The organism is Hydrogenophaga sp. (genome assembly GCF_030651625.1).
In the GTDB taxonomy this organism is placed as follows: Bacteria; Pseudomonadota; Gammaproteobacteria; order Burkholderiales; family Burkholderiaceae_C; genus Hydrogenophaga.
In genome coordinates, this window is the sequence record NZ_JAUSCF010000017.1 from 171874 (window position 1) to 198839 (window position 26966).

The window sequence follows — 26966 nt, forward strand, 5'->3', positions numbered from 1 at the left end:
AAAATCCCGCGATGTTTGCTGATTCTGCCCCCACCAACCTGACCAATCATTTCCTGATTGCGATGCCCGCCTTGAGCGACGAGCTATTCGGTCGCAGTGTGGTGTTTCTGTGTGAGCACAGTGAAAAGGGTGCATTGGGCCTGGTCATCAACAAACCCAGCGACATCCTGTTGCCCCGCCTTTTTGAAAAGATCGACCTCTCGCTGGGCCGTGAAGACCTGTCCGACCAGCCTGTGTTTCAAGGCGGACCGGTGCAGACCGAACGTGGGTTCGTTCTGCACGACGCGGTCGAAGGCGGCGAGGGTGAGTCTGTTTATGCGTCCACCCTGTCCATTCCTGGCGGGCTGGAAATGACCACGTCCAAAGACGTGCTGGAAGCGATTTCCTCTGGCGCTGGTCCGCGCAGGGTGTTCGTGACCCTGGGTTATGCGTCATGGGGCCAGGGTCAGCTGGAATCTGAAATCACGGAAAACAGCTGGCTCACGGTGGAGGCTGACCCCAACCTGATCTTCGATGCACCCGTGGCCGAACGCTACGAAAGGGCCATGGGCCTGCTGGGCTTGCAGCCCTGGATGCTTTCGCCCGACGCGGGGCATGGATGAAGCACCCCCCGCGCCGCTTCGCGTCACCCCCCTCTCTCGCCTTCGGCGGGAGGGGGGCCACACCTGCGGCCCGGCGAAGCCGGTTTCGCGGAGTGTGCGAATTGGCGGGGCATCGTGTCTTTGGCGGGGCGAACAGCGGATGTTGACGGACATCTCACCGTCCCACCAGACGTTCCTGGCGTTTGACTACGGTCTGAAACGCACGGGCGTGGCCACCGGCAACCGGTTGACCGGCACAGCCACTCCTCAGGGAACGATCGCGGCCGAGGGTGAATCGCGTTTCGTGCAGATCGCCCAGCGCCTGAACGAGTGGCAGCCGGACGCCCTGGTGGTGGGGGTGCCTTACCACCCGGATGGCGCGGCGCACGAAAACACCGCTCGCGCTTTGAAGTTTGCGCGCCAGTTGCGCGGGCGCCATGGCTTGCCGGTGTATGAGGTGGACGAGCGCTATTCCACCACTGAAGCCCACAGCCTGGGCGCGAAAGATGCCGACGCCGCTTCGGCCTGCATCATCCTGGAACAGTTTTTGAGGAGTCTGCCTTGACCCAGCCGCCGTCACTCGACGCCGAGGCCCTGTACAACGGGCTGCGCAGCGCGGTACAACAATTTCTGGCCGACTCGCCCGTGCCGCTGGTGCTGGTGGGCATCACCTCGGGTGGTGCATGGCTGGCCGAACGCTTGCAAAGAGACCTGGGACTGCCTGGCGCGGCGGGCGTGATTTCTTCTGCCATGCACCGGGACGATTATTCCCAGCGAGGCCTGACCAACAGCGCGCAGACCTCGCTGCCTTTCGAGGTCAATGGTGCCCATGTGCTGCTGATCGACGATGTGCTCTATACCGGCCGTACCCTGCGCGCCGTGATCAATGAGCTGTACGACTACGGGCGCCCCGCCAGTGTCAAACTGGCGGTGCTGGTGGATCGAGGCGGCAGGGAACTGCCGATCGAAGCGAACGTGTGTGTGGCCACGCTGACGCTGCCCGACGACCAGCTGCTTGAACTTGCCAAGGACGACCATGGGCAACTGAGTTTTGTAGTGGAAAGCAAGAAGGTCTGAACGTGGCACGCAATCCCCAGCTCAACAAAAACGGTGAACTCATTCACCTGCTTTCCACCGAAGGCCTCTCACGCGACATCCTCACCCAGATCCTCGATACCGCTGGCAACTTCGTGAGCGTGAGCAGTCGCGAGGTGAAAAAGGTGCCGCTGCTGCGTGGCAAGAGCGTCTTCAACCTGTTTTTCGAGAACAGCACCCGCACCCGAACCACCTTCGAGATCGCGGCCACGCGCCTCAGCGCCGACGTGATCAACCTCGACATCGCACGAAGCTCCACCGCCAAGGGCGAATCGCTGCTCGACACCATCTCCAACCTCAGCGCCATGGCGGCCGACATCTTCGTCGTGCGCCACAGCGAATCGGGCGCGCCCTACCTCATCGCGCAGCATGTGGCACCGCACGTGCACGTGATCAATGCCGGCGACGGGCGCCACGCGCACCCCACGCAAGGGCTGCTCGACATGTACACGATCCGCCACTACAAGCAGGATTTCACGAAACTGTCGGTGGCCATCGTGGGCGACGTCGTGCATTCGCGCGTCGCGCGATCGGACATCCACGCCCTGACCACGCTGGGTTGCCCCGACGTGCGCGTGGTCGGCCCGCGCACGCTGGTGCCCAGCGATCTCTCGCAGATGGGCGTGCGTGTGTGCCACACGCTCGAGGAAGGCATCAAGGACTGCGACGTGGTGATCACGCTGCGGCTGCAGAACGAGCGCATGAGCGGTGCGTTGCTGCCATCGAGCCAGGAGTATTTCAAGAGCTTTGGTCTCACGCCCGACCGCTTGCGCTGGGCCAGGCCCGACGCCATCGTGATGCACCCGGGGCCCATCAACCGCGGGGTGGAAATCGATTCGGCTGTGGTGGACGGCCCGCAGAGCGTGATCCTGCCGCAGGTGACTTTTGGCATCGCGGTGCGCATGGCGGTGATGGGCATCGTCGCGGGGAACGAGGCATGAACGTTGCCCCCACGCTCCACCGCTGCGCGGGTCGCTGCCCCCCGAGGGGGCTGGCCTTGCTTGGGGCGGCCCTGCGCTGCGGCCGGGTTGCCCCCACGCTCCGCCGCTGCGCGGGTCGCTGCCCCCCCAGGGGGCTGGCTTTGCTTGGGGCGGCCCTGCGCTGCGGCCTGGATGCCTCCACGCTCCACCACTGCGGCCGACCGATCGCTGAGCGAAAGAACCACCTATGAAGATCCTGATTCAAAACGGCCGCGTCATGGACCCGGCCACCGGGCGCGACGAGATGACCGATGTGGCGATCGCGGCTGGCCGTATCATCGCCATCGGCAACGTGGGTGCGGATTTCCACGCCAACCGCACCATCGACGCCACGGGCTGTGTGGTTGCTCCGGGTCTCGTCGACTTGGCTGTGCGCCTGCGAGAACCCGGTCAGGAACACGCCGCCATGCTGGAGAGCGAAATGGCCGCAGCGGTGGCCGGTGGTGTGACCTCGCTGGTTTGCCCTCCCGACACCGATCCCGTGCTGGATGAACCCGGCTTGGTGGACATGCTCAAGTTCCGCGCCGAAAAGCTGCACCTGGCGCGTGTGTTTCCGCTGGGTGCGCTCACCCGCGGTCTCAAGGGCGAAGTACTGACCGAGATGGCTGAACTGACCGAGTCCGGCTGCATTGGTTTTGGCCAGGCCGAGGTGCCGATCCTGAACACGCAGGTGCTGCAGCGCGCGCTGCAGTACGCCGCCACGTTCGGGTACACGGTCTGGCTTCGGCCGCAGGACGCCTGGCTGGGCAAGGGCGTGGCCGCGAGCGGACCACTGGCGACGCGTCTGGGCCTGGCCGGCGTGCCGGTGGCCGCAGAGACCATTGCCCTGCACACATTGTTTGAGCTGATGCGCGCGGTGCAAGGCAAGGCCGGCACCGGTGCGCGGGTGCACCTGTGCCGCATCAGCAGTGCGGCGGGGTTGGCGCTGGTGCGTCAGGCCAAGGCCGAAGGCCTGCCCGTGACCTGCGATGTGAGTGTGCACAACCTGCTGCTTACCGATGTGGACATTGGCTATTACGACAGCCGCTTGCGGCTGCAGCCGCCCGTGCGCCAGCAACGCGACCGCGATGCGTTGCGAGCAGGGCTGGCCGATGGCAGTATCGATGCATTGGTGTCTGACCACAACCCGGTGGACAGTGACGCCAAGACGCTGCCGTTTGCCGAAGCCGAACCCGGTGCCACTGCAGTGGAACTGCTGCTGGGCCTGGCATGCAAATGGGCACAGCAGGACGGCCTGGGACTGATGCAGGCGCTCACCGTGCTCACGCAGGGGCCGCAGGCGGTGCTGGGCGCAAGCCTGGGCACCTTGCAAGCCAGCGTGGGCAAACTGGCGGTGGGGGGCGTGGCGGACGTGTGTGTGTTCGATCCGAACCAACCCTGGGCCGTGGAAGCCCCAGTGTTGCGCAGCCAGGGCAAGCACACACCTTTCGGTGGCCACGAACTGCCTGTGAGCGTGCGCGCCACGCTGGTGGGTGGGCAGGTGGCACACTGGTCAGTCGAGAACGGGGTCGTGTCCGCGTGACCACCCTGCGCGCATTCTGGCGCGCGCTGCGGGCCTCATGGCACGTGCTTCGCGCTCTATGGATCATCCGCACCGAGTTCCCTCGCCTCACGCCTGCGCAGACCCGGTTGCTGCTGCGCGAGTGGACGCGACAGATGCTGCGCATCCTCAACGTGGAACTGGTGGTGCATGGCGAGCCGCCCGAACGCGGCCCTTTGCTGCAACTGGCCAATCACGTGTCCTGGCTGGACATCCTGGTCATGAACGCCGCCCAACCCAGCCGCTTTGTGTCCAAGGCCGACGCCAAGCACTGGCCCTTGCTGGGTACCCTCGTCACCGCTGCGGGCACGCTCTACATCGAGCGCGAAAACCGCCGGGATGCCATGCGTGTGGTGCACCGCATGACCGACAGTCTGCGCGAGGGAGACATCCTGAGCGTGTTCCCCGAAGGCACCACCAGCGATGGCAGCTCGCTGCTGCCGTTCCACGCCAACCTGTTGCAATCGGCCATCTCGGCCAATGTGCCGGTGCTGCCCGTGGCACTGCGCTTTGTCGACAGCCGCAACGGTGCACCGCACGACGCACCGGTGTATGTGGGCGACACCACACTGATTGCATCGATCTGGACCACTTTGCGCGCCAGTCACCTGCGAGCGGTGGTGCGTTACGGCGAGGCGCAGACGTTTCAGGGGCGTGACCGCCGCACCTGGGCAGAAGACGTGCGCAGTGAGGTGCAGCGCCTGCTGGATCTTTCGCCGATGGATCAGTCCGCAGCGTCGCGGGACTGAACTTCGGCAGGGGTGGTGTCTGCAGCAACCCCCTGCGCCGCGGGTTTTTGCAGGCGGCGATACAGCATGCCGCGCGACACCCCCAAGGCCCTGGCTGCCTTGGCGATGTTTCCGCCGCACTCGGCCAGTGTGACCTCGATCAGTCGTTGGCTGTGGTCCACCAGGGTGGGGCGCTTGCTGGATGAAGGGGCGCGGTCGGTGCGGGCCGGCTCTGCAACGGCGGCGATGGAAGGCGCTTCGGCCAGCGTCATGGGTGGTGGGCTGGCGTGGTCATGAGGGTGGCTGGTTGCTCCCGCCGGTGCACCCTCCACAGCCACCGCGTGGTTGAAGTCCGCCCCATCGTCACCACACATGCGTCCCTTGACCCACACGCCCAGCCCATTGGGCAGCCGCAGGGTCTGCATCCGCTTCTGCCGGTGCAGGTCCATCAGGCGCTCGATGGGGGTCCCGAACACGCTGTCCACCGTGGGTCGGCCCTCCATGTGGCAACCCGTGAGCCGCCGGCCCGCACCATTGAGCCAGAGTACCCGCCCGCAAGGGCTGACACCCGCCAGCGCCTCCAGCGGCGTGTCCAGAAACGTCGGGCTGGCCTGGAAATGCAGCAGCAGGTGCTCGGTGGACTGCAACTGCAGCAGGCGGTTTTCGATGGTGGTGGCGTAGGTGCCCACCACCGCTGCCGCATCGAACGGAAACCGCCCGCCCTCCACCGACACGTCGAGCACGCCCGCGAGCTGGCCATGGATGTCGTGGATCGGCGCAGCAGCGCAGTACAGCCCTTTCAGGCTCTGGTGAAAGTGCTCGCCGCCGGCCACGCTGCAGGCTTCGCCGGTGCGCACCACGATGCCGGGGGCACTGGTGCCGATGTGGCTTTCGGCGATGTTCACACCCACGCGCGCGGCGGCGCGCAGCAGGGGTTGGCCGGGGTTCTGAGGCAGGTCGGTGGCGTGGATGATCACGCCCTGGGCGTCGGTCAGCAGCACGCGGCAGTCGGTGCCGCCCAGGGCGGCTTCCATGTGGCCCAGCTCGGTGTTGCCGGCTTGCAGCAACTGGCGGTTGCGGTTCAGGCTGGCGTGGGCGCGGCTCCGGCTCACCGGTTCGAAGCTCACCGAATCGAACGGGCGCAGATGGGCCGAACAGCAGCGCAGCCACGATTGCAGCACCGGCTCCCCCACCAGACCCGAAGGGCGAATCCCTTCTTCGAAAAAGCGTTGCCGAGCCAGCGCGGTGCGCTGGTCGGGCGTCTGAAAAAAAGGCTGGTGGGTGGTGTGGCTGCTTGGGCTGGCTGGCGGCGGCATGACGGGCTCCTTCACCTGGGCAAGTATCAGTGGGTGCACAGGGAAGCCGCATGCGGGTAAGCCCTTGACGGCGCATCCCCAGAAAGGGGAGTGTTCCATGTCGGAACACATTCGCTTCAGGGAAATCCCGAAGGTGAATTTCCCGGCGTGCGCAGCCAACATCTGTAAGCCGACTTATGAAGCCCCCAGCACAAGGCAGGGCGGGTCGGCAACCCCACAACAGGCCTGCCGGCAGCGGGCTGCATCAGGAGACACGATGAAACCGATCCACCCCGTCACCACCCGGTGCCGCCTGGCCTTGGGCCTGCTCGCCGCCGTGGCGTTCAGCGCTTCCGCCTGGGCGCAGACGCCTGCGAAAGGCACACCGGCCCACATCAAGGCCGCCGTCGGGAAGGTCAATGCGGCCTTCATGCAGAGCAACGCTGCACAGACCCCCGACTGGCCCAGCTATGGGCTCGACTACGCGGAAACGCGCCACTCGAAATTGAACCAGATCAGCACCGCCAACGTGAAGGATCTGGGCCTGGTGTGGTCCTACAACCTTGAATCGAAGCGGGGCGTGGAGGCCACGCCGCTGGTGGTCGACGGCATCATGTACGTCACCGCATCGTGGAGCATCGTGCACGCGGTTGATGTGCGCACCGGCAAGCGCATCTGGACGTTTGATCCGAAGGTGCCGCGCGAAGCCGGCTACAAAGGCTGCTGCGACGTGGTCAACCGCGGCGTGGCGCTGCATGAAGGTAAGGTCTTCGTGGCTTCGTACGACGGTCGCCTGATCGCGCTGGACGCAGCCAGCGGCAAGGTGGCGTGGGATAAGGACACCATCATCGACCGCAAGTTCAGCTACACCATCACCGGCGCGCCGCGCGTGTTCAAGGGCAACGTGATCATCGGCAACGGCGGCGCCGAGTACGGCGTGCGCGGCTACATCACGGCTTATGACGCGAAGACAGGCGCCCAGAAATGGCGCTGGTTCACCGTGCCGGGCGACCCGAGCAAACCCTTCGAAGACGAGTCGATGGAGCGCGCCGCAAAGACCTGGGACCCTGCGGGCAAGTGGTGGGAAGCCGGCGGCGGTGGCACCGCATGGGACGCCATGGCGTTTGACCCCGAGCTGAACCTGATGTACATCGGCACCGGCAACGGATCGCCCTGGGCGCAAAGCAAGCGCAGCCCGGCCGGCGGCGACAACCTCTACCTCGCTTCCATCGTCGCGCTCAACCCGGACACGGGCAAGTATGTCTGGCATTACCAGCAGACACCCGGCGACAGTTGGGACTACACCTCCACGCAGCCAATGATTCTGGCCGACCTGACGCTGGACGGCAAGCCGCGCAAGGTGATTCTGCACGCGCCGAAGAACGGCTTCTTCTTCGTGATCGACCGCACCAACGGCCAGTTCATCTCAGCCAAGAATTTCGTCGATGTGAACTGGGCCACCGGCTACGACCAGAACGGACGTCCCATCGAAACCGCGATCGCGCGCACCGCCGACCGGCCACGCGAGATCATCCCGAGCGCATTCGGAGCGCGCAACTGGCATTCGATGTCATTCAACCCGCAAACCGGGCTGGTCTACATGCCGGTGCAGGGCGTGCCGCTCACCCTCATGGACAACAAGGACTGGAAGTTCAACGCCGACCGCCCGGGCGAGCCGCATTCCAACATGGGCTGGAACACTGCCAGCTTTGCCAATGTGGAACCACCCACCAGCAAGCCGTTTGGCCGTCTGGTGGCCTGGGACCCGGTGAAGCAACAGGCCGCCTGGACCAAGGAGCAGATTTCGCCCTGGAACGGCGGCACACTCACCACCGCCGGCAACCTGGTGTTCCAGGGCACGGCGGACGGTCGGTTCATTGCCTACAACGCCGCCACCGGCGAGCAGCTGTGGGAGGCTCCCACCGGCACCGGTGTGATCGCCGCACCCTCCACCTACCTGGTGGATGGCAAGCAGTACGTGTCGATTGCCGTGGGCTGGGGCGGGGTTTATGGGCTGGCCCAGCGAGCCACCGACCGCATGGGGCCGGGCACGGTGTACACCTTCGCGGTGGGGGGTAAAGCCGAGCCACCCGCGCATGTCGCTTACCAGTTGGGCAAACTGGTCGAAGGCGTCAAGTACGATCCGGCGCATGTGCCGGCTGGCACCGCGCTGTACGTGAGCAACTGTGTGTTCTGTCATGGCGTGCCGGGTGTGGACCGTGGCGGCAACATTCCCAACCTGGGCTATATGGACGCGTCTTTCATTGAGAACCTCGACAAGTTCGTCTACAAGGGCCCGGCCACAGCCCGTGGCATGCCCGACTTCACCGGAAAACTCAGCACCGATGACGTTCAGAAAATCAAGGCATTTATTCAAGGCACAGCCGATGCCATTCGGCCGAAGAAGTGAAGCTTTCGCCCCCACGCTCCACCGCTTCGCGGGTCGCTGCCCCCCGGGGGGGCTGACCTTGCTTGGGGCGGCCCTGCGCGGCGGTCGGATCGCCCCCACGCTCCTCCGCTTCGCGGGGCGCTCTCCCCCGGTGGGGCTGATCCGCCTTGGGGCGGCCCTGCGCCGGATCGGTACCCCCATGCTCCACCGCTTCGTGGGTCGCTGCCCCCCAGGGGTGCCGGGCCTGCCTTGGGGCTGTTCGACGGCTGGCCCGGTTTCCTTCAAGTGGCATGTCTGGCTCGGTTTTGGCCTGTGTGTGAGCGCCACCGTCCTGCAGGCCCAGCCCGTCACCGCAACCGGTGACACTGCTGGCGCACTCGCACCGGTGGTCATCACAGGCCAGGGCAGTTTTGAGCAGCGCTGGCGTTCACCTGGGTCGGTCGATGTGATCGATGGCGAGGAACTGCGTGCTGGTCAGTTGCAGATCAACCTGTCCGAAGGTCTGGGCCGGGTGCCCGGTCTGGTGGTGCGCAACCGCCAGAACTACGCCCAGGACCTGCAGATTTCGGTGCGTGGCTTCGGCGCGCGTGCGCCTTTCGGAGTGCGGGGTGTACGCCTGTTCGTGGACGGCATTCCCGCCAGCACGCCCGACGGGCAAGGCCAGGCGGCCAACTTTCCCATCGGCAGTGCCGACCGCATCGAGATCGTGCGCGGGCCGTATTCCGCGCTCTATGGTGCGTCGGCCGGCGGCGTGATCGCCCTGTACACGCAGGACGGCAAACGGCCCGGAGAGTGGCGCACGGGCGTTGCAGGTGGATCGGACGGGCTGTGGCGTTTTTCCAGCCAGCTGACCGGGCAGACCGGTGCGGTCGGTGAGCGCGGCTGGTCGTACACGCTGGACGGCAGCACCTTCGAGACCGACGGTACACGCCCCCAGTCGGCCGCGTCGCGCAGCACCGGCAATCTCAAGCTCAGCCGTGCCCATGAGGGTGGGCGCACCGTGCTGGTGTTCAACCGCCAGACCAGCCAGGCGCTCGACCCGCTGGGTCTGACGCGGGCCGAGTTCGATGCCGACCCGCAGCAGACCAACGCCGTGGCCACCGATTTCAACACCCGCAAGAGCGTGTCGCAAAGCCAGTTGGGCCTGGCCTGGGAGCAGGCAATGGGCGGTGGTCACCGGCTGGAGCTGATGGGCTACGCCGGCCAGCGCGCGGTGCGCCAGTTCCAGGCGATTCCTGCCGGTGCGCAAACACCTCCCGGCAGCGCCGGTGGCGTGATCGACCTGGACCGCGACTACGGCGGGTGGAACGCGCGCTGGCGCCTGGACCGCTCGTACGGCGACGCAACGCTCACGGTCACGGCCGGGCTGGCGGGCGACCGGCAGAGCGAAGTGCGGCTGGGCTTTGAAAATTTTGTCGGCAGCACCCTGGGGGTGCAAGGGCGCTTGCGCCGGGACGAAACCAACCGCGCCAGCTCGCTCGACCCCTATGCCCAGGCCGAGTGGGCCACGCCCGACTGGACGCTGACCGCTGGTCTCAGGCACTCGAGGGTGCGCTTCGAGTCCAGCGACCGCTACATCCGCCCCGGCAACCCGGACGACAGCGGCACCGCGCGCTTCAGTGGCACCAGTCCGGTACTCGGCGTTCGTCACGCGCTCTCCAGCGAAGTGCAAGCTTTCGCCAGCTTCGGCCGTGGGCTGGAAACACCCACGCTCAACGAGGTGGCCTACCGGCCCTCGGGTTTGACGGGGCTGAACCAGAACCTTTCTGCCTCCACCAGCCGCAGCGCCGAGGCCGGGTTGCGTGGTCGCCATGGCTGGGGTGCCTGGAGCGCCACACTGTTCGACACCCGCACCGAAGACGAGATCGTGGTGCTGAGCAACAGCGGCGGTCGATCCACGTTCCAGAACGCCGGGCGCACCCGCCGCCATGGCCTGGAACTGGCGGCCGACCTCGCCTGGGGACCGCTGGTGATCAGCCCGGCCTACACATGGCTGGACGCGCGCTACCGCGACGGCTTCCTGGCTTGCGCGGGCACCCCGTGCCTGGTACCGACCGTGCCGGTCGCGGCAGGCAATCTGCTGCCCGGCCTCTCCAGGCACCAGGCGGCGGTGCAGGTGCAGTGGGACACCGGCTGGGCCGGCAGCACGGTCACGCTGGATGCACGGCACACCGGCCGCATGGCGGTGAACGACCGCAACACCGAATTCGCGGGCGCCAGCACCTTGTTCAACCTGGGCATGCGCTTCGAACAGAAGCGCGGCGCCTTGACCTGGCGCGAGTTTGTTCGCATCGACAACATCACCGACCGCCGACACGTCGGATCGGTCATCGTGAACGAGGGCAACGGCAGGTTCTATGAGCCGGGTGCTGGCCGTTCGATCTTTGTCGGGCTGGAGCTTGTGAGGTAGAGAGCACCCCCTGCGTCGCCTTCGGCGCCACCCCCCTCAAGGGGGGCGACACCAGCGGCCCGTCCTGAGCTTGTCGAAGGGCGGTTCCGCGGTGTCTCTGGACCTCAAGACACCTCGTGCGTGGCGGCTTGCGTTGAAGTGGTTGGCGGTTCAGCTCAAGGTGTAGTCCTGCGCGGCGGGCTGCCGCACCGCGCGCACGTACTCCGCCGTGAATCCAGGAAACAGCGCCACCACACGTCCGCCTTCCATGCGGTACCAGCTGCGGCACTGGGTCCACACCGAGCCATTCAGCCGCTTTTGCAGTTGCTGGTTGTGCGCGGCCATCACGTCGGCGCGCACCTCGATCCAGCGCTTGTCCTCCTTTTTTACCCGCTGCATGCAGGCGATGGCGTGCTGCACCTCGGGTTCGATGAACAGCAGGGTCGAGGTGTGGCCCGTGCCGGTGTTGGGGCCGAGCATGAGGAACATGTTGGGAAAGCCCGCCACGGTCACGCCGTGGTAAGCCTCCGGGCCCTGTGCCCATGCTTCGCGCAGCGTGCGCCCACCCAGTCCGGTGACCTTGACGGAGGACAGCAGGCGCACCGTGTCGAATCCGGTGGCGCACACCAGCAGGTCAATGGCGTGCTCCACACCGTCGGTGGTGCGGATGCCTCGGGGCGTGACACGCTCGATGCCGGCGGTGACCAGCGCTACATTGGCCTGACCCAGTGCGGGATAGAAGTCGTTGGAATAGATGATGCGCTTGCAGCCCAGTGGGTAGGGGGGTACGAGCTGATGACGCAGATGCGCATCCGGCACCTGGCGCTCCAGATGCGCGCGCGCTGTGCGCAGCATGCCTTTGCGCGCCACGGTGCCTTCATCAAAACCCCGGCGGCCCCATTCCAGCACCTGCGTCCAGCCCCAGCGCACGGCTGCGGCGTAGGGTGGGAAGCGGGCGAGCAGGTGGTCCAGGGCGTTGTACGGGCGGTCCAGACGGGGCAGTACCCAGTTGGCCGTGCGCTGGAACACGGTCAGATGCGCGGCATGTTGCGCGAGGGGCCCCACCAGCTGCGAAGCGGTGGAGCCGGTGCCGATCACCGCCACCCGCTGGCCCGCCAGCGACACGCTGTGGTCCCAGCGCGCTGAGTGCAGCCGTTGACCGGCAAACTGCTCCAGCCCGGGAATGTCGGGCCAGCGAGGCTGGTTCAGCGGGCCGGTGCTGCACACAAAGAAACGCGAGCGCAGCGTGTCGCCGCGCTCGGTGCGGAAATGCCAGTGGCCTGTGCTGTCGTCAAAGCGCGCCTCGGTGAGCTGGGTGCCCAGGCGCGTACGGGCGCCCAGGTGGTGCCTGGCCGCCAGGCGCTGCACATAGGCCTGGATTTCCGGCGCCGAAGCGAAGCGCCGGCTCCAGTCGGGGTTGGGTGCAAAGGAGAACGAATACACCGGGGAGGGCACGTCCACATGGGCGCCAGGGTAGGTGTTGTCCCACCAGGTGCCGCCCATGCCGGGCTGCTTTTCCAGAATGACGAAGTCGCGCAGACCGGCGCGCTGCAACTGGATGCCCATGCACACGCCCGACATGCCGCCACCCATGATCACCACTTCGTGCTCGCTGTGGCTTGGCGCAGCGGCTGCGTCCAGCGTTTCCCTTGTGAACTTGCCCAAACGCTCAATGGCTTCGTCCGCACTGCGCAGCGCACCACCGTGCAGCTGGAACACATGCCAGCGCCCGGGCGTGATCTCGCAGTGGCTGAGCACGCCGGCCGCCGTCAGCGCAGCGTGCAGGTCCAGCGCCTGGTCGTGCAGCATTTCGTCCGTGCCGGCCTGGATCAGCGTGGGCGGCAGGCCACTCAGGTCGGCTTTCAATGCCGATGTCGTCCAGAGCCGGGCATCGGATGTGCCAGATGGATCGCCCAGGTAGTGCCCCACGCAGGCCTCGGCCCAGGCCGCGCTCAACATCGCTTCGCCTGGTGGTTCTTTCGGCATGTGGTCGGGCTGCATGTCGGCCAGGGGCGAGAGCAGCAACAGCAGTTCGGGCAGGGCTTCACCCGCTTCGCGCAGCGCCAGCGCCAGCGACAAGCTCAAGCCGCCGCCCGCCGAATCGCCGCCCACGACCACCGGCCCGCGCTCGCGCAGCGCGCGGTACACCGCCAGCGTGTCGTCGAGCGCGGCGGGAAACGGATGTTCTGGTGCCAGCCGGTAGTTCGCCGCAAACACGGGCAGGCCGGTGGTCTGTGCCAGGCGAGCCGTGAGCGCCCGGTGGGTGGCGGCGCTGCCCACGCAGTAGGCACCACCATGGAGGTACAGCACATGTCCGGCTCTGGCCGGTGGGGCGTCGCCGTGGCACAACCATTCGCCGCGCACACCGGCCACTTCGCCCGGTGTGATGCGCACCGAGCGCGGCACCAGGGCTATGCGTGACAGGCCTTCCAGCCAGCGCCGCTGAAACGGGATGGACCAGCGCGGCGATAACACCGGCTTGAGCAAGGTGCGCAGGGTGGTGCGCAGCAAGCCCGCCGTGCATGCCTCGACCCAGCCCTTCGGATGTTCGATGGGCGTATCAGGTGCCAGGGACTTCACGAAAAATGGGTCCTGCCGCTTCAGCTCTTGGCGGTGCGGGCCCGCTGCAGCATCAGTTCGGTGTTGGTCTTGCGGTCGGCGTTCACCTTCTGCACCGTGGGCCGCTCAGCCAGCAGCTTCAGGTAGTCGCGCACCGGCAGGTCGGCCAGATAGTCGCGGCCATAGATGATCTTGGTGGCGCTGGCCACCAGTGGCAGGTGAACGGCCGCGGCGCAGTCGGCCAGGGTAAAGGTGTCGCCAGCCATGAAGGGCGAGAATCTGGCCAGTCTGGCGAACGCAGCGATGTTCTTTTCCAGCTGCTCCCCGACCTTTTCCTTGGCCGTATCGCTCACCTTGCCGCCAAAAAAGGCTTCGGGATACAGGTTGCGTGCCACCAGTTCGAGGTGCAGTTCGAGGTAACGCACCAGCTCGCGCACCTTGGCCGCTGCAAAGGCGTCCGCCGGCATCAGCGGGTTCTGCGGGAATGCTTCCTCGACGTATTCGAGGATCACGGTGGATTCCGATAGCGGGCCGGCGTCGGTCTTGAGGTAGGGTACCTTGCCGAGCGGGCTGGCCGCTTTGTCGGTCTCGCCCACCCAGGCCAGTTCTTCTTCAAACGGCACGCCTTTTTCGAGCAGGGCGAGCTTGACCTTGTTGTAGTAGTTGCTGGCTGAAAAGCCGCAGAGTCTGAGCATGGTTTTGTCTCCGTTGGGGTTGTGGTCTGTAGCAATGGTAGTGCGGCGTACCGGATGGGAGGCGTCCCGCAGTTGACGACCCGCTGATAAACTCCGTTGTCATGTCCTTGACCCGTACCACCCGCCGATTTGCCGCCTGGCTGGCCACCCTGGCCTTGCTGCTGGGCGCGCTGGCGCCCGCTGTGGCGCAGGGCCTGGTCGATGCGCGGGGCGAAGCCGGCTGGGTACAGGTTTGCAGCGCCAGCGGCATGTTGTGGGTGCAGATCGACCCTGATGCTGGCGACGGCAGTGGCGCTCCCGGCGGACCCTTGGCCGACGGATCAGGTCAGTGCCCCTGGTGCAAGCTGGGTGGGGGTGCGGCTGGACTCCCGCCGGCGCACACCTCGCTGGGGCGGATCGACCTCCATGGCGACCAACCGCTGGCTCATTTCCGCTCGGTCACGCCCAGCGCCGGGCGAGTCACCGCACAGCCGCGCGCACCGCCACTGGTCTGAGGCCAGTGCTGTTCTGCGCGCTCCGGTGGAGCGCGCATCTTCCACGTATCCCCCGTAGAGCCATTCCCAAGGACATCGTTCATCGACGTCCGTGTCTGGCGGTCTGTCTTCCACCCCACCTCCCAAGGAGAACCCTGTGAAAAAATTGCTCATCGCGACCCTGCTCGCGGTCACCGCCAACGCCTGGGCGCAAGGCGCTGCCACCGTCACCGTCAAAGACGCCTGGGTGCGTGCCACCGTGGCACAACAGAAGGCCACTGGCGCCTTCATGCAGCTCACCGCAAAGGCCGATACCAAGGTGGTGGAAGCCAGTTCGTCCATCGCCGGAGTGGTGGAAATCCATGAAATGGCCATGGAAAAAGACGTCATGAGAATGCGCGCCATGCCCGCCCTGGACCTCCCCGCCGGCAAGACCGTGGAACTCAAGCCCGGTGGCTACCACGTGATGCTGATGGACCTCAAGGGTCCCGTGAAAGAAGGCGACGTGGTGAGCCTGTTGCTGGTGCTTGAAGGCAAGGATGGCCAGCGCGAAACGCTGGAGGTCAAGGCGCCCGTGCGGGCGCTCAACGCCAAGACCGCCAAGGGCGATGGCCATGGCGGCGGCCATGGACCAGGCCCCAAGCACTGACCTGACGCCGCATTCAAAGGCCGTGGCCCCAGACTGGCCCCTGCGTGTGGGGCTGCGACCGAGCGCACCCGGTCCGGCAGGTGGTCACAACGCCGTGGGGTATTCGGACCGGTGCTGGAAACCCGAGTGCCAGCCCCCTTCGACGGACCCCGTCGCGGTCTGACAATTTTCACCGCTACCATGCCGGCTGGGCGCACCAACGACGGAGGCGCGGCACGGTGGTGTTGAGAACAGAGACGACAACATGAAATGGTTTCTACGCATTGGCCTGGGCGCCCTGAGTTTGCTGGTGGCCCTGGCCGCAGCACTGGGCGTGTACGTGTACCGGGCGCTGCCCGCGCTGGACGGCGAGTTCGCCGTGGCTGGCCTCACCCAACCAGTGCAGGTGTCGCGCGACGGCGCCGATGTGACCCACATCGAAGCTGCCAGTGAACGCGACGCCTGGTTTTCGCTGGGCTACGTGCACGCGCAGGAACGTGGCTGGCAGCTGGAGTTCAACCGCCGCGTCATGCACGGTCAGTTGTCCGAGATTCTGGGCGAAGCCACGCTGGAGACCGACAAGCTGTTGCGCACCCTGGGCGTGCTGGAAGCGGCCCAGCGCCAGCTCGCGGCCTTGCCGCCCGATGCTCAGCAGGCCGTGCAGGCCTACGCCGCTGGAATCAATGCGTTCCACGCCACCAGCACCCAGGCCCTGCCACCGGAGTTCCATGTGTTGGGCACGAGGCCTGGCGGTGAATCCGGTGTGGCCTGGACGGCGACCGACAGCGTGGGCTGGGCCATCATGATGGCGCTGGACCTCGGCGGCAACATGGGCAACGAATTCACGCGCCTGAGTGCGCTGCAGGTGCTCGACACCCAGGCGCTCTGGCAACTGCTGCCCCCGTACCCGGGCGAGCGCCCGGTGGCGCATGCCGACCTGGCACGTCTTTACGCCGACCTGGGTGTGTACCGCACGGCCACCACCCAGTCACAGGCACCCACTGAATCGTTGCCCCATACACCAGGCAATCTGCTGACCGCCGCTTTCCAGAGCGACCTGGCCACCTGGGCCAACGACTTCAGCAACAACCTTGGCACGGTCGACGGCAAGGGCAGCAACAACTGGGTGATTGCCGGCGAACGCACGACCAGCGGCAAACCCATCCTGGCCAACGACCCCCACCTTTCGCTCAGCGCCCCAGCCATCTGGTATTTCGCCCGCCTGAAGGCCCCGGGGCTCGACGTGACCGGCGCCAGCGTGCCTGGTCTGCCGTTCATCTTGCTGGGCCGCACACGCCACGTGGCCTGGGGTTTCACGAACACCGCGCCCGACGTGCAAGACCTTTACCTGGAGCGCATCGACCCCGCGAATTCTGGGCGCTATCAGACGCCCGACGGCTGGGCCGATTTCACCACCCGCCAGGAAACCATCCGCGTCAAAGGCCGACCGGACGTGGTGCACACCGTGCGCCACACCCGCCATGGCCCGGTGGTGAGTGACGCGCAGGCCGCGCACCAGGCGCTGATCGACACCAGCCGCTACGCATTGTCGCTGCGCTGGACCGCACTGGACACCGACAACCGCGCTGTTCTGGCCGGCGTGCGCAGCAACCGGGCGCAGTCGGTTGCGGAACTGCTCGCCGCATATGAAGACTTTCACGCGCCCATGCAGAACGTGGTCATGGCCGACACGGCTGGCCGCGTTGCCTTCAAAGCCACTGGCCGTGTGCCGTTGCGTCACCCCGACAACGACATCATGGGTGTGGCACCCTCTCCTGGATGGGATGCCCGCTACGACTGGCAAGGCTGGCTGCCCTACGAAGACACTCCCGAAGTCGATCACGACACCATCAGCGCAGCGGGTTGGCTGTCCACCGCCAACCAGCGCGTCCACGGTGCCGATTACCCTCACTTCATCACCCAGGACTGGGAGATTCCTTATCGCAAGGATCGCATCGACACCCTGCTGGCCACGCAGGAGCGGCACGATCTCGATTCGCAGAGGGTCATCCACGCTGACGTGGTGTCCGAGTCGGCCCGGGTACTGCTGCCGCACCTGCTGGGCGCGCCGGTCGGCCATCCGCTGGGTGCCGCCGCGCAGTCCGCGCTGGCCACGTTCAACGGCGAGTTGCGCGCGGAGAGTGCCGGCGCGCTCGTGTTCGCCGTGTGGACCGACGAGTTCACCCGTGGCGTCATCGGCGGCCGACTGGGTGAAGAGCGGCTCATGGCCATGTACGGCCGGCGCGTGTTCCGCCCGGCGATCGAAGGCATCCTCGTTCGCAACGATACCGACTGGTGCGGCGCGGCAGGCTGTGCAGTGGCCACTGGCCTGGCACTGGACCGTGCATTGACCCGCATCGCCGCATGGCAGGGCAACAACGTATCTGCCTGGCAATGGGGCCAGGCGCACCCTGCGCTGTCGGCTCACAGGCCTTTCAGCAATGTGGGTCCGTTGGCCAGGTTCTTCGACGTGCGTGTGCCCACCGGCGGCGACCGTTTCACTGTCAACATGGGCCACTTCCACGCCAACCACGAGAAAGACCCCTTCGCCAACCGCCATGGCCCGTCGATGCGCGCGCTGTACGACCTCGGCGATCTGGAGAACTCGCGTTTCATCTACCAGACGGGGCAGAGCGGGCTGGTGTTTTCGGACCGCTACCGCGACATGCGTGCAGAATGGGCGGTGGTGCAGTACCGGCCGTTGCGCATGGACCCGCCGGAGTTCAACCATCGGGTGACGCTCAGGCCCTGACGCCTGCAGTTCCACCGGGGCCGTAACGCCTTTTCTGCTTGGGGGAGGCAGGGGCCGGGGCGACGCCGGTCCATCACCCCAAAGTCACAAGAACTTCACACCACACTGCGCACCGCAGCCGGTGCGGGCGGCGAAAGCGCAGCCCCGCCGCGTGCAAACGTCACCACATGATCCACCTCGGCGCGAATCCCGATCCACTCGCCCACCGCGTGGTTGTGGTGTGAAGGCACGTGCGTCATCAGCACCTCGCCGCTGGCCAGGCGCAGTGTGTACAAGAACTCTGAACCGCGAAACGCCTTTCGCAGGATCTGCGCTTTCACCGGTGCATCGTCGTCGTGCACGATGTCGTCTGCTCGCAGCAGCACATCGCACAGGCCGGCTTCGTAGGCGGAGGGCAAGGGGCATTCGTCCATGTCTTGCAGCGCACCCAGTGGCGTCTGCACAGACACCTCGTTGCCGTCCTGCCGGATCTGGGCTGGCGCGAACACACCGTGCCCGATGAACTCCGCCACAAAGCGTGTGGCGGGGCGGTGGTAGAGCGCGTAGGCGTCTTCCCACTGGTGCAGATGCCCTTCGTGCATCACGCCGATCACATCGCCAATGGCAAACGCCTCCAGCTGGTCGTGAGTGACGAAAAGCGCGGTGGCGTTGGCGGCTTTCAGGATGCCGCGCACTTCGTGTGCCAGCCGCTCGCGCAGGTCCACGTCAAGGTTCGAAAACGGCTCATCCAGCAACAGCAGCCTGGGGTTCGGCGCCAGCGCACGCGCCAGTGCCACGCGCTGCTGCTGGCCGCCTGAGAGCTCGTGTGGAAATCGGGCCTGCATGCCGTCCAGTCCCACCAGTTTCAGCACCTCGGCCACACGGGCTTCGCGCGAACCATTGGGCAGCTTGTTGATGCCAAAAGCAATGTTCTTGCCCACGTTCAGATGCGGGAAGAGCGCGTAGTCCTGGAACACCATGCCAATGCGCCGTTTCTCAGCCGGCATGTGGTGCTGCTGGCCTTCACTCGCGCCGCTGACGGTTTCGCCGTCCAGGGAAATATGGCCTGCACTGGCCCGCTCCAGACCAGCCACTGCGCGCAGCAAGGTGGTCTTTCCGCAGCCCGAAGGGCCGATCAGCACACCGATGTCGCCCGCCCGCAGACCGAGCGAGACGCCATCCACTGCGGCCTGTGCATTGCCGGGGTAGCGCACACTGAGTTGCGAAACACGGAGGAACATGATGAATCCCGGATTTTCTGGGGAGGGGCTTTGATTGTAGATAACTACAATTCTCATTTGTGTTGATGTGGGTCAATGGCCCCGTGCAGGGAGACCACAGTTGGCCGTGCCATGATGCCTGCGCCCGCAGGCGCTCTGCCCTTGATCCCGTTGCTTCCTGCGTATTGCTTCACCCACTCACCGATCCTTTGCCCATGTTGCGTTGGTTGGCCCCGGCCCTGTTGCTCCTGCTCGCGGTGATGCTCACGCTGCCGGTTTTGACGCTGGGCGCGTCATGGTTGCAGTTCGACGCCGCGGCGCGCGACGTGCTGAGCCAGATGGCCCAGACAGTGCTACCCGAGTATGTGTTCACCACGGTGTGGCTGTGCGTGGCGGTGGCGGTGGGGGTGGCGGCGGTTGGCATGGCCACGGCGAGCGCCGTCACGCTGTTTGACTTCCCCGGCAGACGTCTTTTTGAATGGGCACTGCTGCTGCCCCTGGCCATGCCGGCCTACGTAGTGGCCTACGCCTACACCGACTTCCTGCAATTCAGCGGCCCCTTGCAAGTCTGGCTGCGCGACGCCTTTGGCCTGAGTGGCCGCGTGTTCCCTGAAATCCGCAACACGCCCGGCGCGGTCTGGGTGTTCACCTTCTCGCTCTATCCCTATGTGTACCTTCTGGCGCGCACCGCGCTGGCCGAACGCGCCGCGCAGCTCATGGAAGCCGCGCGCCTGCTGGGTGCCCCCCTGTCACGCCGCATCCGCGAGGTGGCCCTGCCGCTGGCGCGCCCCGCCGTGGCCGCCGGAGTGGCGCTGGCGCTCATGGAGACCCTGGCCGATTTCGGCGTGGCCAGCTACTTCGGCATCCAGACCTTCACCGCCGGCATCTACAAGGCCTGGCTGTCCATGGACATGCCGCTGGCTGCCGCCCAGCTGGCCACCATGCTGCTGGCCCTGGTGGCGCTGCTGCTCTGGCTGGAACACAGGGCTCAGCGGCGCATGCGCTTCGCCACGCTGCGTGGCCAGCGTGCCGGCAGCGCAGAGGCCCAGCCGGTGCGCCTGCGCGGTGGGCGCGCCGCCTGGGCGGTGCTGGTGTGCGCCTTGCCCATTGCCTTCGGCTTCCTGCTGCCAGTGCTTTTCATGTTGCGCCCGCTCATTGGCGGCTGGGACGACCTGCCGTGGAGCAGCTTTGTGCAGTGGTCGCGCAACAGCGTGTGGCTGGCTGGCCTGAGCGCTGCGCTGGCCACCGCCATTGCGCTGGCGCTGGCGTTCGCCCTGCGCGCCCGGCCCGGTGCGCTCACGCGCGGTGTGGTGCAACTGGCCAGTCTGGGTTACGCCGTGCCCGGTGCGGTGATCGTGGTCGGCATCCTGCTGCCGGTGGGCTGGGTGCAAACCGTGCAGCCAGACACCCGCGTGGGTTATCTCATCACCGCCACCGCGCTCGGCATCGTCTGGGCGTATCTGGTGCGTTTCACCGCCGTGGCACTGCAGTCCATGCAGAGCGGCTACGCCCGCATTCCCGCCAGCCTCGACGACTCTGCCCGCATGCTCGGCACCACCGGTCTGGGCCTGGCCTTTCGCGTGCACTGGCCGCTGCTCCGGCGTTCCACGGCGGCGGCCGCGCTGCTGGTGTTTGTGGACGTGATGAAGGAATTGCCGGCCACCCTGGTGCTGCGCCCCTTCAACAGCGACACCCTGGCTGTGGTCACCTACCAGCTCGCTCGCGACGAGCGGCTGGGCGAGGCGGCGCTGCCGGCGCTCACGCTGGTGCTGGTGGGACTTTTGCCGGTGATCCTGCTGAGCAGGACCTTGCGGGCGCGCTAAGTTTTTATGGCGGGCGCGCTGACCGGTCAGTCCTTCGGCATTTCTCTCGCCCCCCCCATTCACCGCCCAGGCCGTGCCATACCGGTCGGTCAGCATGCCAAAGCGTTCGGCCCAGAAGGTTTCGCCCAGCGGCATCTGCACGCTGCCGCCTTCAGCCAGGGCTTTGAAGACGCGTTCGGCCTCGGCCGCTTCGGGGTAGGTGATGGCCAGCATCACCCCCTTCATGCCGTCGAAGGGCACACCTGGCATGGCGTCGCCGGCCATCAGGGCAAAGTCGGGGTGCACCAGGTAGGCGTGCATGATCTTGTTTGCGTGCTCTGGCGCCACTGGATCGCCGTCGGGCATCTGCCCGTAGGTCATCAGGGCTTCGAGCTTCGCTTCAAGCACTTTGGCGTAGAACGCCATGGCGTCGGCGCAGTCGCCGTTGAAGGACAAGTAGGCACACAGTTGAGGCATGGGGTTCTTTCCAAAGAGGTTGAATTGGCTGTCAACACCACGACGAACCAGTTCGCCCTTTTTCGACATGGCACCTTGCCCGGTCGATTGACGGCCAGTGAGTCCCACCCCGCCGAGTAGCATTGCTGCTGCCTCAATTGCACCCTGGCCCACCGGAGACCGCTGTTTGACCACCCGCCCCGCACCCGCAAGTTTTCGCGATCTGGCGCTGGCACATGCCGTGCAGGCCATCGAAGCGGGCGGTGCGCTGGACGATGCCAATGAAATGACGCTGGCGCACGGCCGCCACACCAGTGACCAGGACCGGTTGCTGGAGCGAGCACGCCTGCTGGCACAGCGGCTGGGGCTGGTGGACGAATGGTCGCGCCTGCGAACCGGACTGTGGGTGGCGGGCGGTCTGCTCGTGGGGCTCGCGTTTGTGCTGGCGGGCGGTTTGCTCACGCGCGCGTTGGGCAGCGGGCAGACGGTGAATGCCGCCTTTGCTTTTGTGGCCATGCTGGGCGTACCGGTGGCGGCCTTGCTTGTTTGGGTGGTGTGGGCCATTGCCTCAGCCGGCTCGGCCAGCACAGCGGGACCCTGGTCGCTCGGCAAACTGACGTTGGGCCTGGCCGCGCGCCTGCCCGGCCTGCACGGTCCGCATTCGATGAGCCTGCTGTGCGGTGTGCACGCGGTGCTGCGCGAGCACCGGTTGGGCCTGTGGGTGTTTGGTGCGCTGAGCCACCTGCTTTGGGCGTTGGCTTTCTTGCTGGTGCTGCTCGCCCTGCTGCTGCTGTTCGCTTTTCAATCCTGGTCGCTCACCTGGGAAACCACCATCCTGCGCCCCGCCTTCTTCGAGGGCTTCTTGCAGGCCACCGGCTGGCTGCCAAGCAGGCTGGGCTTCCCGGTTCCGGATGCCGTGACCGTGAACGCGCCCCCCAGCACGCAAGGCGCGCATGCCATGGCGTGGTGGCTTTTGGCCAGCGCGCTGATTTACGGCCTGGTGCCGCGCGTGGTCGCGTTGGTGGTGTGCGTACTGGTCTGGCAGCGGCGCTCTGCACGTCTTTCACTGGATCTGAGCGATCCGTACTTCCACCAGCTTGTCACCCGGTTCCAGGGCATGGATCCGCCTCAGGTGGTGGACGCAGAACAGGCGCCGCCGCGCGTGGCAGGCCCGCAGAAGTTCCGGCCTCGCTCGCCTGGCGAAGCGACTGACATTGTGCTGATCGGGTATGAACTGCCGCCTGAGATGGTGTGGCCACCGGAGGAGCTTGTCCAGCATGCCGATGACGCGCACGCCGTGGCCGGCAGCATGCCCGAACGCCTGCAACTGTTGACCGCACTGGCATCAGCGCCAGCGGTGGATGCGCTCTTCGTGTGCGCCGCCGCCGCCAGCCCGGACCGGGGCGCCGAACGCTTCCTGCGCCAGCTTTGCACCCACACCCATCGCTGCGCGCTGCTGCCGCTGGGCAGCGGGCCGGGTGGTGCGCTCAATGAAGCCGACAAGCCTGGGCGCTGGTCCGAATGGCTCAAGGCCAGTGAGCTCTCTGCCGTGCACTTCTGCGCCAATGCTGCGGAGGCTGCGAGGTGGTTGGCCAATACTCCGGCAACGACGGCGCAGGACACACCATGAGCGCGGAAGCCATTCACATCGCGGTGGTGGGCCACACCAACGCCGGCAAAACCTCGCTGCTGCGCACGCTGACGCGCCAGGCGCACTTCGGCGAGGTGTCCGACCGTCCCGGCACCACCCGCCACGTGGAAGCCATCGGCCTGCAGGTCGACGGTGTCACCCGCGTGCGCTACTTCGACACGCCCGGGCTGGAAGACTCGGTGGCGCTGCAGCACCACCTGAAGCAGATGTCTGATGCACTCACGCCGCCGCAGCGCGTGCGCGCCCTGCTGGGCGGACCTGAAGCCCATGGCGTTTTCGAACAGGAAGCCAAGGTGCTGCGGCAGCTGCTGCAGGCCGATGCGGCCATCGTCGTCATCGACTGCCGCGAGCCCGTGCTGCCCAAGTACCGCAGCGAAATCGAGCTGCTCACGGGCTGTGCGCGGCCCATCATGCCGGTGCTCAATTTCGTGCGCGCAGAAGGCGCGCGCGAGCCCGAATGGCGCGAACTGCTGGCCGCCTACGGCTTGCACGCCGCTGTGCGCTTCGACGCCGTGGCGCCTTTCGTGGGCTCGGAGCGGCAGCTGTACGAAGACCTGGGCGTGCTGCTGCGCAACCACCGCCCCACGCTGCAAGCCGTGCTGGCCGAGCTGGACCAGCAGGCTCAGGCACGCCGAACCGCCAGCGCACGCCACGTGGCCGATATGCTCATCAGCGCCGCTGCCATGCGCCGAGAGGCCCCAGGCGATACCCTGGCTGAACACAAAACACGCGATGCCTTCGTTGGCGCCTTCCGCGCCGAACTGGTGAAAAACCTGCAGCAAGGCGTGAACGATCTGCTCGCCCTGCACGGCTTCGCCAAGGACGATGCGCAACTTGACGTGATGTCCTGGGCCAGCGGGCGCTGGGCGTCCGACCTGTTCAACCCTGAGACCCTGGCCAGTGTGGGTCGCCTGCTGGGCCAGGGTGCGGCCGCCGGTGCCGCCGTGGGACTCACACTGGACATCGCGCTGGCCGGCCTGTCGCTGGGCACCGGCACCGCGCTGGGCGCGGCCATTGGTGGGGTGGTGGGGCAGGGCTGGGGCCAGTTGCCGCGCAAGCTGCGCAACCGATTGATGCGCATCGAAGAACTCACCCTGCAGGACGACGTGCTGGCTGTGCTGGCAGATGGCCTGCTGCAACTTTGTCAGCGCCTTGAAGCACGCGGCCACGCGGCACTGGAACCCTTGGCGGTGCGGCTGGCACCCGCCGACAGCTACCGCGCCGACTTGAAAGCCTTGCTGGCCGATCTGGCCCCCGCGCGCAGCCACCCTGAATGGGAACCGGCCCGCGGTAGCGCCAACGACACCGACAACCGTCGGGAAGTCTTGCGCCAGTTGGTTGCGCATCGCATTGAACGCCTGCTGGACTGATCGAACAACCGCACCCTCTGCGGCTACCATCCCCTCCCATGGCGCTGAACTGGATCTGGATCGGTTTTTTCCTCGTTGCATTCACCACCGCAGCGGTGCGCTGGCTGTTGGGTGACGATGCGATCTTCCAGGGGCTGCTGACCGCGCTGTTCGACAACGCACGTACCGGGTTCGAGATTTCGCTGGGTCTGGCCGGCATCATGGCCCTGTGGCTGGGGCTGATGCGCGTGGGTGAGCGTGCCGGCATGATCGAATTGCTCGCCCGCGCAGCCGGTCCGCTGCTGCGGCGCCTGTTTCCCGGCGTGCCGCAGGGCCACCCCGCACAAGGCGCCATGACCATGAACATGTCGGCCAACCTGCTGGGGCTGGACAACGCGGCCACGCCGCTGGGCCTGAAGGCCATGCAGGAGCTGCAGACCCTCAACACCGAACCGCCCGGCACGGCCAGTCAGGCCCAGATCATGTTCGTGGTCATGAACACCGCTGGCCTCACGCTCATTCCCACATCGGTGATCGCAATCCGGCAGAGCATGGCGGTCAAGCAGGGGCTGGGTGCTGAGTTCAATGCGGCAGACATTTTTCTGCCCACCCTGCTGGTGACCTTCACCGCCCTTCTGGCCGGCGTACTGGCGGTGGCCGTGGCCCAGCGCCTGCCCCTGTGGCGCGCGCGTTTCCTGTTGCCGGTGCTGGCGGTGGGGGGCCTGCTGGCCGCCGCAGTGACCGCACTGGCCCGCCTGCCGGCTGAGCAGGCCGCGCGCATCGCCGGCACCACCGGCGCGGTGGCCATTCTGGGCATCGTGGCGCTGTTCCTGCTGGCTGCCGCATGGCGACGCATCAACGCTTACGAAGCCTTCATCGAAGGCGCCAAGGAAGGCTTTGGCGTGGCCATACAGATCGTCCCCTACCTGATCGCCATCCTCATTGCCATCGGCCTTTTCCGCGCCGCCGGCTGCATGGATTACCTGCTGGCTTTGATAGGCGCGGGCGTCACGGCACTGGGACTGGACACCGATTTCCTGCCCGCGTTGCCGGTGGGGCTCATGAAGGTGCTTTCGGGCGCTGGCGCACGCGGGCTCATGATCGATGTGATGCAAGTCCACGGTGTGGACTCGTTCGCAGGCCGCCTCGCCGCGATCGTGCAGGGTTCCACCGAAACCACCTTCTATGTTCTGGCGGTGTACTTTGGCAGCGTGGGCGTGAAGCACACGCGGCACGCGCTGGCCTGTGCGCTGTTCGCCGATGTGGTGGGGCTGTTTGCAGCGATCGGCGTGGGTTACGCCATGCTGCGCTGAAGCGGGAGGTTCAGGCAATCCGGCAGGGCCAGCTGACATTTGAAAGTTGCGTTTCCAGCAGAATGGGCATCCGGTCCGGGCAGGTCATGGCGGGGGATGGCCGATTGGTCCTTGCTGCATCGGCAGTGCCGCGCTCAACCGGTCATTGCCCACCCCCGAAAGAATGAGGCCTCCCTGATGTCAAGACCACCCGTTCCGCCTCCCCACAAGCCGTCTGACCTGCCCAGCAAGCAACCGCCCAGCCCGGCCAACATGGTCAGCCGCACACCCCGTGCCCCGGGATCGAAACCCGCCGGGTCAGACGAAGAACATCTGCAGCTGCCGCACGAACGCGATCAGAACACGCAGATGACCGACGGCAAGCCCAGCCGCGTCATGGTGCAAGCCGCCAAGGACATTGAAAATGGTCTGGTTGACACCGACATGCGGGCCACGCCCGGCCTGGATGCCGGGCAGCGCGCGCAGGATGTCCCCGGACCCGGTGGCCGACCCGGCAAGCAGGGCGACCCCAGCGGCCCGTCCGATGCGCCCGTTTTGAAGCGAAACCGCAGCGCAGAGCCTTCAGGACAGGGACGCAAAGCGCGCAGGTAGCCGCCCTCCGCCCTGGCTGCCGCTGGGACGGGGTTGGCGCAGGATTCGCCGCGTGTCACCGAACAGACCCGACCCGGCCCCTTGTCCTGCGTGGGGTGATGAGACGTCCGGACTTGACTTGAAGGCCGTGTGGAGCTCCTCAAGCGGACGATCACCGCATTCACCGACATCGGCAGCCCCGGTGACCTGCCCCCCGCCAGCCGTACCAGTCTGAAGTTAGTGAAGTCCGTCAACCACCAGGAGAATGACGGACATGAAGAAGAGCAGATTCACCGAGGATGGCATGGACGCCTCCTGAGTCTTTTTCGATCACGATGGAGGTTTCATCCACCTTCCTAGGAGACTGCCATGCTCGCTGTGATCGGACTGGATATTGCCAAACGCTACTTTCAATTGCACTCGGTGGATCCCGAGACAGGAGAAATCACCAAGCTGAAGCTCAAGCGTGCAGAGATGGTGCCGTTCTTCTCGAATCGGCAGCCCAGTGTTGTTGCGATGGAG

20 protein-coding genes and 2 pseudogenes are annotated in these 26966 nt (G+C 66.2%); 17 read left to right on the forward strand and 5 right to left on the reverse strand.

Translation table 11 applies throughout. The annotated features are described in order from the left end of the window. The first annotated feature begins 11 nt into the window (after positions 1-11). The 6 genes from Q7V46_RS06565 to Q7V46_RS06590 all read left to right on the forward strand — a co-directional run bounded on the left by Q7V46_RS06565 (position 12) and on the right by Q7V46_RS06590 (position 4945). Entirely contained in the window at positions 12-602 is a 591-nt protein-coding gene (locus tag Q7V46_RS06565; RefSeq protein ID WP_304912715.1) for a YqgE/AlgH family protein, read from the forward strand. Positions 603-741: 139 nt separating this feature from the next. Next, positions 742-1146, forward strand: a complete 405-nt coding sequence (gene ruvX / locus Q7V46_RS06570) for a Holliday junction resolvase RuvX (protein WP_304912716.1) — start codon at positions 742-744, stop codon at positions 1144-1146. Next, positions 1143-1658, forward strand: a complete 516-nt coding sequence (gene pyrR / locus Q7V46_RS06575; protein ID WP_304912717.1) for a bifunctional pyr operon transcriptional regulator/uracil phosphoribosyltransferase PyrR — start codon at positions 1143-1145, stop codon at positions 1656-1658. Before ruvX ends, pyrR begins: the two co-directional genes overlap by 4 nt. Continuing rightward, positions 1655-2617, forward strand: coding sequence for an aspartate carbamoyltransferase catalytic subunit (locus Q7V46_RS06580; protein WP_304912743.1), 963 nt, complete (start codon positions 1655-1657; stop codon positions 2615-2617). The genes pyrR and Q7V46_RS06580 overlap by 4 nt, the downstream gene beginning before the upstream one ends. 226 nt (positions 2618-2843) lie before the next feature. Then, positions 2844-4178 (forward strand): dihydroorotase, encoded by a 1335-nt coding sequence (locus Q7V46_RS06585; RefSeq protein ID WP_304912718.1) that lies wholly within the window; start codon positions 2844-2846, stop codon positions 4176-4178. Further along, positions 4175-4945, forward strand: coding sequence for a 1-acyl-sn-glycerol-3-phosphate acyltransferase (locus Q7V46_RS06590; RefSeq protein ID WP_304912719.1), 771 nt, complete (start codon positions 4175-4177; stop codon positions 4943-4945). Before Q7V46_RS06585 ends, Q7V46_RS06590 begins: the two co-directional genes overlap by 4 nt. Here Q7V46_RS06590 and Q7V46_RS06595 read toward each other — a convergent pair. Continuing rightward, complete coding sequence (locus tag Q7V46_RS06595; protein WP_304912720.1) at positions 4921-6240, reverse strand: helix-turn-helix domain-containing protein; 1320 nt, start codon at positions 6238-6240, stop codon at positions 4921-4923. The two genes, Q7V46_RS06590 and Q7V46_RS06595, sit on opposite strands and share 25 nt — an antisense overlap. A 256-nt stretch (positions 6241-6496) precedes the next feature. Here Q7V46_RS06595 and Q7V46_RS06600 point away from each other — a divergent pair, with 256 nt between their 5' ends. After that, positions 6497-8629, forward strand: coding sequence for a PQQ-dependent dehydrogenase, methanol/ethanol family (locus tag Q7V46_RS06600; RefSeq protein WP_304912721.1), 2133 nt, complete (start codon positions 6497-6499; stop codon positions 8627-8629). A gap of 295 nt (positions 8630-8924) precedes the next feature. Next, positions 8925-11018, forward strand: coding sequence for a TonB-dependent receptor (locus Q7V46_RS06605; protein WP_304912722.1), 2094 nt, complete (start codon positions 8925-8927; stop codon positions 11016-11018). 150 nt (positions 11019-11168) lie between these two features. Here Q7V46_RS06605 and Q7V46_RS06610 read toward each other — a convergent pair whose 3' ends face one another. Further along, the gene (locus Q7V46_RS06610) at positions 11169-13577 is read right to left on the reverse strand and encodes an alpha/beta hydrolase fold domain-containing protein (protein WP_304912723.1); all 2409 of its coding nucleotides are present in this window, start codon (positions 13575-13577) and stop codon (positions 11169-11171) included. Between the two features lie 20 nt (positions 13578-13597). Further along, complete coding sequence (locus Q7V46_RS06615; protein ID WP_304912724.1) at positions 13598-14251, reverse strand: glutathione S-transferase; 654 nt, start codon at positions 14249-14251, stop codon at positions 13598-13600. A 101-nt stretch (positions 14252-14352) separates the two neighbouring features. Here Q7V46_RS06615 and Q7V46_RS06620 point away from each other — a divergent pair, with 101 nt between their 5' ends. From Q7V46_RS06620 to Q7V46_RS06630, 3 genes are all read left to right on the forward strand, one after another. Continuing rightward, the gene (locus Q7V46_RS06620) at positions 14353-14745 is read left to right on the forward strand and encodes a DUF2946 family protein (protein WP_304912725.1); all 393 of its coding nucleotides are present in this window, start codon (positions 14353-14355) and stop codon (positions 14743-14745) included. Between the two features lie 136 nt (positions 14746-14881). Next, on the forward strand, positions 14882-15373 hold the full coding sequence (locus tag Q7V46_RS06625) for a copper chaperone PCu(A)C (RefSeq protein ID WP_370690292.1): 492 nt from the start codon (positions 14882-14884) through the stop codon (positions 15371-15373). Positions 15374-15617: 244 nt separating this feature from the next. Beyond that, positions 15618-18104, forward strand: coding sequence for a penicillin acylase family protein (locus tag Q7V46_RS06630; RefSeq protein WP_304912726.1), 2487 nt, complete (start codon positions 15618-15620; stop codon positions 18102-18104). A gap of 95 nt (positions 18105-18199) precedes the next feature. On the opposite strand, the gene Q7V46_RS06635 is transcribed toward Q7V46_RS06630, so the two are convergent. Next, positions 18200-19324, reverse strand: a complete 1125-nt coding sequence (locus Q7V46_RS06635; protein ID WP_304912727.1) for an ABC transporter ATP-binding protein — start codon at positions 19322-19324, stop codon at positions 18200-18202. Positions 19325-19518: 194 nt separating this feature from the next. Here Q7V46_RS06635 and Q7V46_RS06640 point away from each other — a divergent pair, with 194 nt between their 5' ends. Next, positions 19519-21126, forward strand: coding sequence for an iron ABC transporter permease (locus Q7V46_RS06640; RefSeq protein WP_304912728.1), 1608 nt, complete (start codon positions 19519-19521; stop codon positions 21124-21126). A 120-nt stretch (positions 21127-21246) separates the two neighbouring features. On the opposite strand, the pseudogene Q7V46_RS19995 reads toward Q7V46_RS06640, so the two are convergent. Then, a pseudogene (locus Q7V46_RS19995) lies at positions 21247-21813 on the reverse strand (VOC family protein); the annotation flags it as partial. Here Q7V46_RS19995 and Q7V46_RS06650 point away from each other — a divergent pair. The 5 genes and pseudogenes from Q7V46_RS06650 to Q7V46_RS06670 form a co-directional block, all read left to right on the forward strand. Then, positions 21749-23191 carry a DUF2868 domain-containing protein gene (locus Q7V46_RS06650; protein ID WP_304912729.1) on the forward strand — a complete coding sequence of 481 codons (1443 nt, stop codon included), beginning with the start codon at positions 21749-21751 and terminating at the stop codon, positions 23189-23191. The pseudogene Q7V46_RS19995 and the gene Q7V46_RS06650 sit on opposite strands and share 65 nt — an antisense overlap. Continuing rightward, positions 23188-24582 (forward strand): GTPase/DUF3482 domain-containing protein, encoded by a 1395-nt coding sequence (locus tag Q7V46_RS06655; protein WP_304912730.1) that lies wholly within the window; start codon positions 23188-23190, stop codon positions 24580-24582. Before Q7V46_RS06650 ends, Q7V46_RS06655 begins: the two co-directional genes overlap by 4 nt. A gap of 38 nt (positions 24583-24620) precedes the next feature. Next, positions 24621-25874, forward strand: coding sequence for a nucleoside recognition domain-containing protein (locus Q7V46_RS06660; RefSeq protein WP_304912731.1), 1254 nt, complete (start codon positions 24621-24623; stop codon positions 25872-25874). Positions 25875-26051: 177 nt separating this feature from the next. Beyond that, entirely contained in the window at positions 26052-26465 is a 414-nt protein-coding gene (locus Q7V46_RS06665) for a hypothetical protein (RefSeq protein ID WP_304912732.1), read from the forward strand. A 348-nt stretch (positions 26466-26813) separates the two neighbouring features. Continuing rightward, a pseudogene (locus tag Q7V46_RS06670) lies at positions 26814-26966 on the forward strand (IS110 family transposase); the annotation flags it as partial.

What these genes read in the sequence shown, in the direction of transcription:
- Q7V46_RS06600 (WP_304912721.1), top strand. Translation starts at nt 6,497, where the DNA reads ATGAAACCGATCCACCCCGTCACCACCCGGTGCCGCCTGGCCTTGGGC.
- Q7V46_RS06655 (WP_304912730.1), top strand. Translation starts at nt 23,188, where the DNA reads ATGAGCGCGGAAGCCATTCACATCGCGGTGGTGGGCCACACCAACGCC.
- Q7V46_RS06660 (WP_304912731.1), top strand. Translation starts at nt 24,621, where the DNA reads ATGGCGCTGAACTGGATCTGGATCGGTTTTTTCCTCGTTGCATTCACC.
- Q7V46_RS06635 (WP_304912727.1), bottom strand. Translation starts at nt 19,324, where the DNA reads ATGTTCCTCCGTGTTTCGCAACTCAGTGTGCGCTACCCCGGCAATGCA.
- Q7V46_RS06565 (WP_304912715.1), top strand. Translation starts at nt 12, where the DNA reads ATGTTTGCTGATTCTGCCCCCACCAACCTGACCAATCATTTCCTGATT.
- Q7V46_RS06615 (WP_304912724.1), bottom strand. Translation starts at nt 14,251, where the DNA reads ATGCTCAGACTCTGCGGCTTTTCAGCCAGCAACTACTACAACAAGGTC.
- Q7V46_RS06595 (WP_304912720.1), bottom strand. Translation starts at nt 6,240, where the DNA reads ATGCCGCCGCCAGCCAGCCCAAGCAGCCACACCACCCACCAGCCTTTT.
- Q7V46_RS06640 (WP_304912728.1), top strand. Translation starts at nt 19,519, where the DNA reads ATGTTGCGTTGGTTGGCCCCGGCCCTGTTGCTCCTGCTCGCGGTGATG.
- Q7V46_RS06620 (WP_304912725.1), top strand. Translation starts at nt 14,353, where the DNA reads ATGTCCTTGACCCGTACCACCCGCCGATTTGCCGCCTGGCTGGCCACC.
- Q7V46_RS06585 (WP_304912718.1), top strand. Translation starts at nt 2,844, where the DNA reads ATGAAGATCCTGATTCAAAACGGCCGCGTCATGGACCCGGCCACCGGG.
- ruvX (WP_304912716.1), top strand. Translation starts at nt 742, where the DNA reads ATGTTGACGGACATCTCACCGTCCCACCAGACGTTCCTGGCGTTTGAC.
- Q7V46_RS06665 (WP_304912732.1), top strand. Translation starts at nt 26,052, where the DNA reads ATGTCAAGACCACCCGTTCCGCCTCCCCACAAGCCGTCTGACCTGCCC.
- Q7V46_RS06630 (WP_304912726.1), top strand. Translation starts at nt 15,618, where the DNA reads ATGAAATGGTTTCTACGCATTGGCCTGGGCGCCCTGAGTTTGCTGGTG.